This is a genomic window from Lactiplantibacillus sp. C232 (genome assembly GCF_023806725.1).
GTDB lineage: Bacteria > Bacillota > Bacilli > Lactobacillales > Lactobacillaceae > Lactiplantibacillus > Lactiplantibacillus plantarum.
The window spans coordinates 73479-87331 of record NZ_JAMSKZ010000012.1; the positions used below are offsets into that span (position 1 = coordinate 73479).

11 protein-coding genes are annotated in these 13853 nt (G+C 43.9%); 2 read left to right on the forward strand and 9 right to left on the reverse strand.

Translation table 11 applies throughout. From position 1 onward, the window contains the following. Positions 1–151: 151 nt before the first annotated feature. The 7 genes from MZO41_RS11885 to MZO41_RS11915 all read right to left on the reverse strand — a co-directional run bounded on the left by MZO41_RS11885 (position 152) and on the right by MZO41_RS11915 (position 8118). Positions 152–1195, reverse strand: a complete 1044-nt coding sequence (locus MZO41_RS11885; protein ID WP_024002322.1) for a WxLIP family cell surface protein — start codon at positions 1193–1195, stop codon at positions 152–154. Between the two features lie 72 nt (positions 1196–1267). Continuing rightward, positions 1268–1876 (reverse strand): WxL domain-containing protein, encoded by a 609-nt coding sequence (locus MZO41_RS11890; RefSeq protein WP_013355925.1) that lies wholly within the window; start codon positions 1874–1876, stop codon positions 1268–1270. Continuing rightward, positions 1873–2244, reverse strand: a complete 372-nt coding sequence (locus tag MZO41_RS11895; RefSeq protein ID WP_003642325.1) for a cell surface protein — start codon at positions 2242–2244, stop codon at positions 1873–1875. The genes MZO41_RS11890 and MZO41_RS11895 overlap by 4 nt, the downstream gene beginning before the upstream one ends. A 176-nt stretch (positions 2245–2420) precedes the next feature. Further along, a complete protein-coding gene (locus MZO41_RS11900) occupies positions 2421–5234 on the reverse strand; it encodes a BspA family leucine-rich repeat surface protein (RefSeq protein WP_063487726.1) in 2814 nt (937 codons plus the stop codon). Positions 5235–5756: 522 nt separating this feature from the next. Further along, positions 5757–6581, reverse strand: coding sequence for an Ig-like domain-containing protein (locus MZO41_RS11905; RefSeq protein WP_022638464.1), 825 nt, complete (start codon positions 6579–6581; stop codon positions 5757–5759). A 135-nt stretch (positions 6582–6716) separates the two neighbouring features. Then, positions 6717–7370 (reverse strand): HAD family hydrolase, encoded by a 654-nt coding sequence (locus tag MZO41_RS11910; protein WP_003643386.1) that lies wholly within the window; start codon positions 7368–7370, stop codon positions 6717–6719. Positions 7371–7740: 370 nt separating this feature from the next. Further along, positions 7741–8118 carry a winged helix-turn-helix transcriptional regulator gene (locus MZO41_RS11915; RefSeq protein WP_003642329.1) on the reverse strand — a complete coding sequence of 126 codons (378 nt, stop codon included), beginning with the start codon at positions 8116–8118 and terminating at the stop codon, positions 7741–7743. Positions 8119–8229: 111 nt separating this feature from the next. On the opposite strand from MZO41_RS11915, the gene MZO41_RS11920 reads away from it, so the two are divergent. Next, positions 8230–9435, forward strand: coding sequence for an MFS transporter (locus MZO41_RS11920; RefSeq protein WP_003642330.1), 1206 nt, complete (start codon positions 8230–8232; stop codon positions 9433–9435). A gap of 530 nt (positions 9436–9965) precedes the next feature. Then, positions 9966–10595, forward strand: a complete 630-nt coding sequence (locus MZO41_RS11925) for a L,D-transpeptidase (RefSeq protein WP_013355928.1) — start codon at positions 9966–9968, stop codon at positions 10593–10595. 131 nt (positions 10596–10726) lie between these two features. Here the strand turns inward: MZO41_RS11925 and asnB are convergent, their stop codons facing one another. Then, positions 10727–12628: an asparagine synthase (glutamine-hydrolyzing) gene (gene asnB, locus MZO41_RS11930; protein WP_021355894.1), complete on the reverse strand. Its 1902-nt coding sequence runs from the start codon at positions 12626–12628 to the stop codon at positions 10727–10729. 475 nt (positions 12629–13103) lie between these two features. Then, positions 13104–13850, reverse strand: coding sequence for a LytR/AlgR family response regulator transcription factor (locus MZO41_RS11935; protein WP_011102036.1), 747 nt, complete (start codon positions 13848–13850; stop codon positions 13104–13106). Positions 13851–13853: the final 3 nt, after the last annotated feature.

Consider the following 13853-nt stretch of genomic DNA (forward strand, 5'->3'; position numbering starts at 1 on the left):
TTATACTTAGAAACAAGCCGCTGCGCATTGCCTGCAAAAAGATAATGAGTAAGTTAGCAAAGGTAAATTTGTATTCATTGCCACCGAACCCACAAAAAAGACTCGGCCAACCTGACCGAGTCCGTTTATAACAGTACTAATGGCTATGAATTTATGATTTATCTTTAAGCCGTTCTTCTAATCGCTTGATCTTTAGCTGCTTGCGATGAATGTACCAAGCAATCAGTAACAACAAGATGACTAGCAGACCGAGGCTGATCCACAACCCCCAGTTAGTATGATGTTCAATCACGGCGGTTTTGTTGAGTTGGTTCGCACGATCACGCGTGATTTCAAAATCTTTGGTGAACGTCCAATGTTGCTTTTTGGACTTCACGGCCAACTTAGCGGTATATTGGCCGGGTTTCAACGCATCCCGGCCAACCCGTAACGGTAAGGCATAAACTGAATTAGGTGCCATCTGACCATGTTCATTGACCTGCTTGTAGCGCACTTTGTTACTACCACGACGATAGATTTGGACATCAGTTTTGACTTGATTCAAGAAAGCGGCCGTTCGATTTTGTAGGGGTAAACTAATTTGGTTATACCCGTTATTTTGCGTCGCATCAATCTTACCCAATGTCAACTTGTTCTTGGTGAGCGCGTGGTCACCATGCAATACGACCGCCACTGAGTAAGCGTATTGATTCTTAATCGCCATTGCGCTCTTACTCTGTTGTTTGGCGGCCTTTTTTAAGAAACTCAGTCCACCAACGACAACACCATCATACTTCTGAGCCGGCATTTTCACCTTAAAAGTCACGATCTTACTGGTTCCCTTAGCAAGGGTAATCTTATTCGCCGCCGTCGTAATCAGTTGACTAGCATCAGCTGGCAAATCAATGTTCTTGCCATCAGCCGTTGCCTGATACTCAACCACCCCATTGGGATTAGTTGTCGCCGGTACAATTGCCGTATGCACGGTGATTTCATGGGTACTTGTGTTCGTCACTTTCACTGCCAAAGTGGTTGTTTGGCTAGACTTTAGTTTCAAATCATAGTATGAAACAGCCTTATCGATTTGATATTTGGAAGCCACCGGTGCGACCTCAAAACCGACTGTGTTAGCCGAACCCGTTCGTCCCCAGCTTAGACTAACTAATCCGACTAGCAAACCAATTCCTAACTGCCACCATCTCTTTGTTAACATCATTTCTCCCCCTAATCATGATTCGGAAAAATGACATTACCCCCTACTAGCCATTATTTTTCCGATCAATACTTATTAGCTATTCGCTGGTGCAGTATTCAAGCTCCAAGTTAACGTTGTACTATAACTTCCCGTAGCTCGTGCCGTAGTCTTGGGAACCATTAGTTGTGACTTAGCAATATCAGCCACGTTCTTACCATTCCCCTTACCCACAGCGGCGGTCATCAAAACCTTGTCACTATTGAGTGTATCTAGCGCAACACCGGTATTGGCCGTTGCGTCCGCACCAGTCGTCGATGCATTTGAATCCAAAACACCATTCAATGTTAGAATCGCACCCGTCAATTCTTTATTAGCAACCGCTTTGTCGTTTTTAAAAACGTCATTTTGCTTCACACGTAAATCCCAACCAGCAGCCGTTCCCCGTAAGTCCACAACGGATACCGCCGCTGACTTATTCGTGTTGTCATAGTTATCGTCTTTGTTAGCTGCGGTGATTTGGTTGGTACCAAAGTCAAGACTAGCACCAGCTAAGTCCGTATCACCATTATCAATAGTGATGTCGCCCCCAGTGAAACCAACTGTCCCATTAGACGTTTGTGGCGTATCGGCCGCACTCGCGGTCAAACCTGATGTTGCAATCAATGCTGCTGAGAATAAAAGTCCTAATAATGTTTTTTTCATGATAATGAACTCCTTTTTTTTAGATAGTTAACCAATTGCCAACCAATTAAAACGACCAATAACCCAATACCACCAATGAAAGCACTCAGCCACCATTGTTCACTCGTTTGTGGTAACCACCCCGGGTTCTGATGATGAACAGCTTGACTAGCATTCGGCTGATGCACAATCGAATGACTCGACTTTGACGCTTCAGTCACCTGTAACTGATTAGCGCCAGTGTCTGAGTTCGATGACTCAGCCTGGCCGTCGAAACGAATCGTTGCTGGGCTCTCAGCCGTACTAGCCACACCAATAATCGGTGCTGACAACCACCCCCAACAAAGTAGGGTACTGATGGCAATTGTGATGAACCCCAAACGCTTCATCAACACCACTCCTCCTCTATATCATTATTTGCGGCATAACTAAAACCAACCCTGGCCGAAACCAATCATTAAGCTAGAATAGTTATTGTGGTACATTGTAAATATACATAACTAACTTACTAACAACAATCAAGCAGTCTTACAAATTTTATGTTACCTAACCATTATTTTTTTCATCATCGATTAGGAACCCCTTGATTAAGCGTCCAAGTGACCGTCGCCTGATACGTATCCGTCAAGGCACGATCGGTTGGCACTTGTAACGATAGTGCCCCAAGTGCCGTTTTCTGACCAAGGATATTGACGCCTTGGTTCGAAACAGTTTGATGGTTATTGACGATCAACCGTGCCACACCTGGCGTAAGAATTGACTCGCCACCCGTTTGTTGATCCTTATAACTGAGCACAGCCGCTAATGGTCGTGCCGACTGCTTACTAGTGAAGCCTGATGCTGAGAGCGTTGCATTGAGCGACCACGTTGAACCTATTGACCGGCCATCTTGAATAACTAGCCCAGTATCATAGGAGGCACCGTAACTTTCTGATTTACCAGTAATCGGATTCTGACCAAAATTAATGGTCTGCGGTGCTGAGGCAAACATTAGTCCTCCAGGACTGTACATTAATGTAATCGTTTCATCTTTGTCGGTAAAATTCCCTTGAACCCCATCTGGTTGATCTGGCACGTACCCTTCAATCTCAATTGGTTTAATATGATAGGCATCACCAGTTGCACCACTGATTTTCGTGTCGGGTGCCAAGGACTTGCCAGCAGCGTCCACATACTTTACTGTAATCGTGTTGCCAGTGGCCCATTCGAATTCTCCAACAATGGTTTTACCATCGTATTTAGTCATCAAATCAGCCGAAGTATAAACTTTTTTATTATTTAAACTACGCCATTTCCCAATATAAGGTGCCTCACTACTAGGATTTGGCAAGTGCCAACTTTCACTCTTAAAAAAGTTAAAACTGGGGCCCAACAATAGACGTTTAGGCGGCAACTTCGAACTGAAAGCGTTGGTATAAGTTTGCGCACTGTTGGTATTCCAGCCAGTCAAATCTAATTTGTCTAGACTGGTATTTTGGAAAACTGATTCAAAGTTAGTCACTTTGGTCGTATTCCAAGCACCTAGACTCAAGGTTTGTAAACCCGAATCTTCCGCAAATAGCTGTGAAAAATCCGTGGCTGAACTTGTATTCCAGTTTTCAATGGGCAGACTAGTTAACTGGGGGTTGCCGTAAAATACTTGTCCCATGTCAACGACCTTCGCCGTATTCCACTTACCAACTGGCAAATTCTTAACTTGGCTAACTTTGGTAAAGATGCCCCTCATTGTCGTCACATTACCAGTCTGCCAATTATCTACTGATAATGCCGTGACACTACTCATTTCAGAAAAAGTCCCCGCCATATTTTGTACATTCTTCGTATTCCACTTACTAATCGGGAGACTCTTTAACTGACTAACTCTAGAAAAAGTTCCGGCCATATTCGTGACAGTACCAGTCTGCCAATTATCTACTGGTAACGAGGTGAGACTAGTCATGCCCTCAAAAGTATAACCAAGATTGGTGGCACTCTGGGTGTTCCAATTCGCAACCGGTGCAGTTGTTAAACTGGCACAGCCACTGAAGGTTGAATTAAAATCAAAGACTTTGCCGACATTCCAGTTGTCAATCGGCAGCTGGGTCAAGTTAGTATCGCCATAAAATGTGCTCCGTATCGTTTGAACGTTACTTGTATTCCAGTTGTCGAGTGGCAGGGACTTGATATTAGGAAGCTTAGCAAAAGTCCCATCCAACGCAGTGGCCCGACTCGTATCCCAATTAGCGACGTTAATACTTTCCAAGCTAGTATCACCTGAAAAGACTAACTGCATATTAACCACGCGTCCCGTTTGCCACTTATCAATGGGTAAACTCTTAACCTTCGACATTCCTCTAAAAATCGCGGACATGTTCGTTACGACACGGGTGTCCCAATTAGCGATGTCTAATGACGTCAGCGAAGAACAATCCGTAAATGTTCGCATCATCGTCGCCACTTTACTGGTATTCCACTTGCCAACTGGTAACGACGTTAATGAACTGTCACCATTGAAAGTGTCAATTAGATACTGTAATGAATCCGTGTTCCAATTGGCAACATTCAACGTAACTAACTTGGCACAATTTTGAAACGTTCCCTCCATTCTGATGACGCTGCTGACATCCCAACTATTCAAGTCCAACGCGCCTAACTGTGAACAGTTCAAAAATAGCCACGAGATATCCGTTACGCCAGTTAAATTAAGGTTGGCTAGCCCATCAATCGCCGTAACATTAGGTAAGTTAGCAAACAGATATGAATAATTAGTCATAGTAGTTGCCGTTATCTTACCGTCGATGACGATCTTTGAAACTTGGGTCGGTTGATAGCCGTTAGCCGTCAAGGTTTTTACAATCCAACTCCCCGTGGCTGACCCTAGCGATGCACCAAATGACCCACCACTCAAATGCAATGTGCCATTAGTATCTAAGATCATTTTAACCGTCCCATTGACCATTTCTGCCGCTTTGGTCGTCGCCGTTTCTGATGTTTGATTATTTTTAGCGTTTTCCAGTATTGTACTGCCACTGCTATTGCCACTGCTATTGCCACTGCTATTGCCACTGCTATTGCCACTGCTATTGCCACTGCTATTGCCACTACTGATACCACTGCTACTGGTACTGGTACTACTGCCTGATGTTAAATCCGACTGCTTGTCAGGTCCCGAACTTTCCTGGGCCTCAGGTGACACTTGTGGTGCCGAGTTGTTTGCCTCATCTTGCAACGTCAATTTCGAAGCAGAAAAAACACTGCTAGTCGATGGCATTTTCTGATCAACACTCAATTGTGCGCGGGGAACCGCCCGAATAACTGTCCGTGATCCACGATATCCAACCACAACTAGCGCTAGTGCCAGTCCCAGGCCGCCCCGATACCATAATTGCCGGTGTTGCATGCCTATCGCTCCCTTCACATAGATAGTATTTTAACATCTCTTGACGTTAATTATCTTACATTATTTTCAGTTTGTGACGTTCAGAAAAAGACTTACAATTTTACAGATATCCGAATATTAAATTTTTATCACCGTGATATTATTTGTGTTAATAACCGTAATTAAATGATAAGTATCAGCTAACGAACACCCATTTTCATTTACTTGTTTATTCAGTATTCTTCATGGATACAACTGCACGATGGTCATTTTTGAAGTGACTCACGACCAAGTCATTTTTCGAGCGAACTAGATGACTTACCAACGCTGTAGTGCCTTTTCCATCATGGTCACTATGAACAGCCCAAATTGGCCAATTTATATGCGCTCACCTAACCTGCTAATGACGATAAGCTATCTGCGTTTTTTCAATTATTTTAATATTCACTAGGCCACGTTCAATCTAATTGATCAGCAAGCAACAAAAAAACAATTCCCCAAAATACCGAGGAATTGTTCGTACTTAAGATATTTAACGACCCGTCACTTCTTGGTAAACGTCCAAACAGCTGCTGGGGCATTGCCAACCTTAACTTTAACGATCTGATTTTTAGCATTAACGACCGTAAACTTATTAGTTGCTGTATAGCGTAAATATAGGGTCTTAGTAGTCGAGCCTGACTTATAGCTGACTTTCCAGAACGTTGGCGTCTTGGCAGTCATGCTATAACTCGCATACGAGACCAGCTTTTTAACTTGTTTGCCATTCTTATAAAGCGTCTGATTAAAGCCATTCTTAGCGCTAAACGTTAAGATTTGGGAGTACTTGTTAGTCGTATTCGACTTCCAAGTACCCGCTGGCGCGTTGACTTTAAACGATTTAGTCGTCTTCTTGGATGACGAAGTGGCCGCCGTCGATTTAGTTGCCACTTTCTTAGTCGTGGTTGTCTTGTTAGTCGTCTTCTTAGTTGAAGAGGCAGTAGTTTTGGCAGTCTGAACACGGATGACGCGGTAGAAATAAGCCTTAGTCGTTGGATTCTTGGCGTACACATAAACATTGCTTTGCGCCTTCAATGTCTTGGCTAATTTAACCGTGTACTTTCCCGTCGTTTTAGAGGCCGTTGCAGTTCCAAGATTTTTCTTGGCGTTGGCCGTACTTTTTACGGTGATCTTAGCGCCCTTGGTTGCCGTACCTGTAATTTGCGTCGTATTATTGTAAATTGCATTGACCTTCAAACTTGGTGCGACATTCTTCGTAGCCGTTGTCTTCTTAGTCGCCGCATTCGCTGTAATCCCTGTAACGGGTACCGCTGCTCCCAGCGTTGCCACCATGGCTAAACCAGTTACAGCAATCATCAATTTCTTCATTGATCAAGACTCCTTCGTTCCACTGGCTAACTTGTCAGCGATTTATTTACGCCTCGTAGTATAGCAGTTTTTCTATCGGACAACCGCTCCTTATTAATAATTTAATAATCTTTATGCTTTAATTACAACTGAATCTTATCGAACTGATTTTAAATGCGTTATCACATCCGTTAACGACGGTACAATCGCAGTCGCCTGATCAGCATAGGGCTGGTTAGGCCGTTTCATATCCGGCACACAAATTACCGGAATCTTCGCGGACGTCGCCGCTTGAATGCCAGCTTCACTGTCTTCCAGAACCAAACAATCTGCAGGTTGTTGTTGGAGTTTGGCGCATGCCATCAAAAATATATCTGGATATGGCTTACCACGATCGACATCCGGTCCGAAGGTAAACTGGTCGAAATATTGCGCCACATCATGGGACGTCAAAATGTCTAATGCCCGCGACTTGATACTAGATGAAGCTAAGGCCACTGAATAATGATTCCGGTGTAAAAACTGTAACAACACCCGTGCTCCCGGTTTGAGCTCAACGCCATCCTGCATAAACGTCTTTTCCAACGTTAACGCCCGCTTTAATCCAGTATCAACATTAAACGGCAAGTCAAAACGTTCAATCAAGTGTTGCATATTCGTCACCGCCGACTTACCACTGTATTCCTGTGCATAAGTCGCCATGGAAAGCGTCTGCCCATAATCCTGTACGATTCGTTGATACATCTTTAATGAAATAACCTCGCTATCAATCAATAATCCATCTAAATCAAAAATAACTGCCTTCGTCATACTCACCAACTCCAGTCTATTTATCGTCAATAATCTAAGCTTATCATAACCATTTGAAAATGTAAGCGGAGTCATTACTACTAATATTAAGTTTCAAAACTAAATCTGGTTAGTACAGAATTTGTGCGAATTTCTATATATTTAGTAAGCATAGTAAAATACCCCCGCAGTTCTTTAGTAACAACCCAGTGAGTTTCGCAGATGAACTCCTAGCCAAATCCCTACACAATAGCTAGTAGCAATAAGTTAACTCCACTGATTTGTTGTTTATTTAGTCGTCAACCGACCCAACATTAACTCCCCCTAATCAAAAATGGTGCGCCAGAATATTTTCATTCTTGACGCACCATTTTTAATTTAAACTCATTGTCTATAAATCGTCCCGATGTAACAAGGCAATCTCTTCACCCGCAGCTCGGCGGCGATCAATATTATCCTCACCCCACACGCACAGCTCATGTAAGACAACGGACAAACTCCGGCCATAATCACTTAGTCCGTATTCCACGCGCGGTGGCACTTGTTGGTACACTTTGCGCGTCACAATATTAGCGGCTTCCAACTCTCTAAGTTGTTGTACTAACATTTTCTGCGAGATTTGTGGAATCGCGCGTTCCAATTCGCTCGTCCGCATCGTCTGAGTACGCAGATGGCACAGAATAATTGATTTCCACTTACCCCCAATAATTTCCATTGTGGCCTCGACCCCAATATGATACGTTTTGGTTTCCAATAATTGTCCCTCCATTCCATACTTACTTTTTAGTGGGTATTCCACTTCAAAGTCGGTACTTGTCTAAAAGTCACTTGCTAGTATAATCATTATTTATCAACTTAGCAATAGCAGGAGGCTTATCTTATGACAAAACAGTTTAATCCCAGTTGGACACTTTTTGCACTCGCAATCAGTGCCTTCGCCATTGGGTCAACGGAATTTATTAGTGTTGGTTTAATGCCACTACTCGTTAGCAACTTTCACATCAACTTGGCGCAAGCTGGGCTGACCGTCTCGATCTACGCCATTGGTATCATGATTGGCGCGCCCGTCATGACATTACTCACCGGTCGGCTTAACCGTCACCGCTTGATGATGTTAATTATGATTTTATTTATTATTGGTAACTTACTCGCAGCAAGTGCCCCAACCTTTGGTGTCTTACTTGCAGGCCGGGTCGTGGCCGCTTTGGCTCACGGTATTTTTATGACCGTCGCCTCAGTAATTGCCGCTGACGTGGTCGCACCTGCCAAACGGGCCTCGGCGATTGCCATCATGTTTACAGGACTGACTGTCGCAACGGTTACTGGTGTTCCGTTGGGAACGATGATTGGTCAATTAGGCGGTTGGCGCTGGTCCTTTATCTTTATTAGCATGATTGGTGTCATTGGTTTGTTAGCTGATTACTGGTTAATTCCACGTAATCTGCCGTTACCCAGTAAAGCCACGGTCCGGGGGATTATCCGCGTACTCACTAATCCACAACTACTGTTCGCCTTACTCGTCACGGCGCTGGGATACGGTGGTACCTTCGTAGTTTACACCTACCTATCACCACTACTAGAACAGCAGATGCATTGGTCAGCGAGCGCTGTCGTTTTGATTCTAGTCGTTTACGGCTTAATGGTCGCCCTTGGTAATACACTGGGTGGTCGTTGGGCCAATGCACGGCCCTTAATTGCACTATTCAAGATGTTCAGTGGGTTACTCATCACCTTACTCATTCTAAGCGTCACCGGGTACAGTCACTGGCTAGGGCTATTGACCGTCCTACTGATGGGAATCTTTGCCTTCATGAACGTCCCTGGGCTCCAACTCTATATTGTTCAGTTAGCTGAACAGAATACACCACACGATATTACGATGGCCTCAGCGTTAAATATTTCCGCTTTTAACGTCGGTATCGCACTCGGCTCCGGTATTGGTGGTCAAGTCACGACCAACCTTGGCTTAGGCTGGACACCGATCTTTGGTGCCATCATGGTTGCTGTTAGCTTAGTCCTATTGTTAGGTCTAATTTGGTTAGCGCGGCCCGCAAAAAGCACCGACCGGCATTGCGTTCAAAATTAATAACTAAATGACCCGTAGTCGTCTTAAACGGTCATCGAAAACACTAAGCTTAGCGGCTTAACAATGACCGCCAATTCGGTTGTCCTATCGCTAGGCTGAGTGTTTTTCTTTATGTCACTATCTTTTAAATCCACTTAACCGTCACTAGTTCAGGAACCTCATTAGGAGGCGACTCGGAATGTTAGCAATGAATCGTCCCGATTTTCACCGGCAGCCTTCCTACTTTTAGTTGGGATTTATTGTTTATTTTCAGTGTTATTTGAAGACCAATTATTGCCATTTTAGGCTGTCTTAATTGACTTAAAGCCCGAATATACCCGCTTTACACCATCGCGACCCCGATTTGTTCGTAAAACCGACTTACCCAGCATTCGACTGGGTTGCATTTTCACTTTCAGAAAGCTATAACGGTAATATACGATTGGTTTCCACTTTTACTGAGAAGGTCCTGATTGAATGGTCAGTATTGACTATTACCACTAACTATCAAGTCAGAGCCAGACAGAACCAACCAACTATGGGGGCGCAACATGCAACGCAAATCAACATTAATTTTATTAACTAGCATCACTTTAGTTATCGGCTTACTGGCGGTCGGCACTGTCAAAGTTGTTGGTGATGCCCACAGACCTAGCCAATCAACGGTAACCACCAAAAAAGTCGTGTCAAAGACGAAAGCCAAAACCACGGCTAAACCAACGGTCATGCGCACACCAATCAACTGGCGTCAATCATCCGAAACAGTCGCGTATCCCAATGTCAACCGCTATCCGGACTTATGGATTCACGTATCGTTGGCTAAACAACGGCTATACTTGATGAACCATCACCACGTTCTCTATACAATGTATGCATCCAGTGGCGTGCCAACTGCTGACCGCAAAACACCCCGTGGCACCTATCATGTGCAAGCCGAACGGGGAAAATATTTTTATAGCGCTAGTGTTGATGAAGGTGCCTATTACTGGGTCTCATGGCTCAACCATGGTGAATATTTGTTCCACTCCACACCCGTAGATGCCCAAGGTCACTTTATCAAATCAGACGCTGCTGATCTTGGCAAGCGACCGTCTTCACACGGTTGCATTCATCTGAGCGTTGCAGATTCCAAGTGGGTCTATAACAACATCAAGTATGGCACTAAAGTCGTCATCGACTAACGAAACAACTACAAAACCACCAAAATAAATCATCCAGCAACCTATTTGTATTAAGACAATCAGGTCGCTGGATGATTTTTATTCTCATTGGCACGTTGAACGAGTTCTTATTTAGCTTTAATATGAACAGCTTAACCGATTTCGACTTGCTCAGCAAGATGATTGGCCGTTACACTATCCATTAACATATCAGCTTCCACGTATAACTTATGCCACATCATGAAGGTCAGCACGGTCCACAATTGACGCGAATTATCACGAATACCCGCTCGATGGTCATCCAATAGTTTTAAGAAATATGTCTTGTCAAAATACTGATCGGTTTGCGACGTCACAATAATATTTTTAGCCCAATCGTACATCTCATCTTTGAGCCACAACCGAATCGGTACTGGGAAACCAAGCTTTTTGCGATGTAACACGTGCGCGGGTACAATATCTTCAACCGCTTTTCGTAAAATGTACTTCGTCGTACCGTGACTAATTCGCAAGTTGGCTGGAATTTCCGCTGCCAGATTGAACACCTCCCGATCAACAAAGGGTGTCCGCAATTCAAGGCTGTGGGCTAACGCTGTCCGGTCCGCATTATGCAACAAATCCCCATTTAACCACGTGTGCATATCGATAAATTGCATCTTAGAGATTAAATCATAATGCTTGGCTTCATCGTAAAATACCCGGGTTGTCTGTTGGAACGAATGGTCACGATTGTAGTGCTTCATGAACTGTTGCTTCTCAGTTTCATTGAAGATAAACGCATTGCCAACGTATCGCTTCTCTAACGGTGTCGTCCCCCGCATAAGCAACGAACGACCCCGCATTCCTGCTGGCATCATCGCGGCTATCCGTTGAAGGGCCCCGTTGATTGGCTTCGTATACCGAAAGGCTTTCAAGGATTCGGGTTCATGATAAATCGTATACCCGCCAAAAAGTTCATCAGCCCCTTCACCGGTGAGACAAACTTTAACGTGCTTGACGGCTTCCTTAGTCAAGAAATACTGCGGGACAGCGGCCGGATCAGCTAACGGATCATCCATGCTCCAGACAAAATGTGGAAAGGCTGCCATGAATGCTTCCGGCGTGATGGTCATTTGGACGTTATCGACATTCAACTTAGCAGCCGTTTCCTGTGCGACGTCTAATTCACTATAGCCAGGTCGTTCAAAGCCCACCGAGATCGTCTTGAGATTTGGATTGAACTGCTTGGCAATCGCCACCACAATTGACGAATCAATCCCGCCCGATAAGAACGCCCCAACTGGGACATCGGAACGCATATGGATCTTAACCGAATCAATCAACGTCTCCTTAAGCCGTGTCGCGTAGTCCTGTTCAGAACGGACGACTGGATGAAACTCCCGATGATAATAACGCTTGATTTGCGGCGCGTGTCCCAACTGTTTTGTTAATGAACAGCCCGGCGCCAGCATCTTGATTTCCTTTGTCAGGGTCTCAGTTTCCGGCACATATTGGAACGTCAAATAATCTTGTAATGCCTCTTGATCAAAATGCTTATCTTTTAAAATCTTATAAATCGCCTTACTCTCAGACGCATAGTAAAAATCATCCCCGGCAATCGCATAATAAAACGGTTTGATTCCAAATTGGTCACGCGCCGCGAATAACGTTTTTTCCTGCTTATCCCAGATTACAAAGGCAAACATTCCCCGCAGATAGGTCGTCAACTTGGCCTGGTATTTGGCGTACATCCCTAAGATCACTTCCGAATCGGAATCCGTCTTAAACGTGTAGCCTTCTTGAATTAACTGTTCACGTAGCTCAACATAGTTATAAATTTCACCGTTAAACGTTAGCCAATAACGTTCATTATCATATGACAGCGGTTGATGACCACCCGCCAAATCAATAATACTTAATCGGCGAAACCCCATCGTGATATTATCATCCGCAAAGTAACCCTCATCATCCGGGCCCCGATGCACAATCATTTTAGTCATTTCCCGCACAACCTGATCATACGCGGCATTATCAACTTTTCGCCGATCCGTTAAGCACCCAACCAATCCACACATTCTATTCACTCCCACACTTAAGTTATTACGACTAATCACCAATATTATCGTTAGTGACCAATCACAAGTCACGCTCAAATCATAGGCAATGCCCAGTACGGCGATTTGACTTGCGGAATAACGGCAAGCCCGCCTTGACCATAATTAACAGCCGCACTTGTAGCGAACATAACCCACTTGATTCAAACTGGTTGCTTCTAATTATAATTTAGTGTGGCCCGTCGCAACGGCCGTTTTAAGACAGGCAGACTAACCATTAAGACCTTATTTGGCCCGTTGAAGATCATTTCAAAATAAATGTGCGCGAACTGATTGGAATGGCTTAGGTCTATAATTCAATACACCTGAATAAAGAGTAAAAAAATAACCGTTTCAGGGAAATCAAATTGCTGAAACGATTATTTTACTAGTTAGCAAACCGAATCTTGCCAATCTGAATTTTACTGCCGTCAATATAAATCGACTAAGATTTCAATCAGCGATTGTTTTTGCCAATCTGCCTTACTAAGTAGCGACTGGCCGCTGCGGAACACAGGACGGTTTCACCGTTAGCCATCGTTAGTTGACGATACCGTTTATCCAATGACCGAATGCGGGTCAGATTAACGACATATGACTTATGACAACGATAAAAATCAGAATTCAAATCCGGCACATCCTTTAATAAACCGTAATATTCAAGTTCACCATCATCTAAATGAACGATAATCTTATGTGGACTCATTGAACTTTCAAAAAATAACACGTGTTGCACGTCCAACGATCGAATCGTCTCGCCAATTTTGATTTGGATATAACTATTTTGATCATTGTCTTCAGCTTTGAAACGCTCCTGTGCCACGCGTAAGACGGTATTTAATCGCTCGTATAAGCGATCCGGAAAATCCTTCAAGATAAAATCCAGGGCTTCCACTTGATACTGAAACACCGTCAATGATAGCTCCGTATGCGTCGTCACAAAGATAATCTTACTTCGGATGCCTAAATCACGAATTTGACTGGCAAGCTGAATGCCATTAATATCCGAATTCAACGCAATATCTAAAAGAAAGACGGCTTGAGTTGGTTGCTGACTTTTGACATGCGCTAATATTTCATGCGGATCGGCACTCGTTAGGCCAAATCCCATATCCAATTGACGATCAATAATCACTTTACTGACCAGTTGCTGCAAGGTTTGTAACTGTTTAGTATCATCTTCACAAATATATACTTTGATCATTTT

Coding starts and splice junctions, on each gene's coding strand:
- MZO41_RS11935 (WP_011102036.1), bottom strand. CDS start 13,850: ATGATCAAAGTATATATTTGTGAAGATGATACTAAACAGTTACAAACC.
- MZO41_RS11910 (WP_003643386.1), bottom strand. CDS start 7,370: ATGACGAAGGCAGTTATTTTTGATTTAGATGGATTATTGATTGATAGC.
- MZO41_RS11925 (WP_013355928.1), top strand. CDS start 9,966: ATGCAACGCAAATCAACATTAATTTTATTAACTAGCATCACTTTAGTT.
- MZO41_RS11920 (WP_003642330.1), top strand. CDS start 8,230: ATGACAAAACAGTTTAATCCCAGTTGGACACTTTTTGCACTCGCAATC.
- MZO41_RS11885 (WP_024002322.1), bottom strand. CDS start 1,195: ATGATGTTAACAAAGAGATGGTGGCAGTTAGGAATTGGTTTGCTAGTC.
- MZO41_RS11915 (WP_003642329.1), bottom strand. CDS start 8,118: ATGGAGGGACAATTATTGGAAACCAAAACGTATCATATTGGGGTCGAG.
- MZO41_RS11890 (WP_013355925.1), bottom strand. CDS start 1,876: ATGAAAAAAACATTATTAGGACTTTTATTCTCAGCAGCATTGATTGCA.
- MZO41_RS11905 (WP_022638464.1), bottom strand. CDS start 6,581: ATGAAGAAATTGATGATTGCTGTAACTGGTTTAGCCATGGTGGCAACG.
- MZO41_RS11895 (WP_003642325.1), bottom strand. CDS start 2,244: ATGAAGCGTTTGGGGTTCATCACAATTGCCATCAGTACCCTACTTTGT.
- MZO41_RS11900 (WP_063487726.1), bottom strand. CDS start 5,234: ATGCAACACCGGCAATTATGGTATCGGGGCGGCCTGGGACTGGCACTA.
- asnB (WP_021355894.1), bottom strand. CDS start 12,628: ATGTGTGGATTGGTTGGGTGCTTAACGGATCGGCGAAAAGTTGATAAT.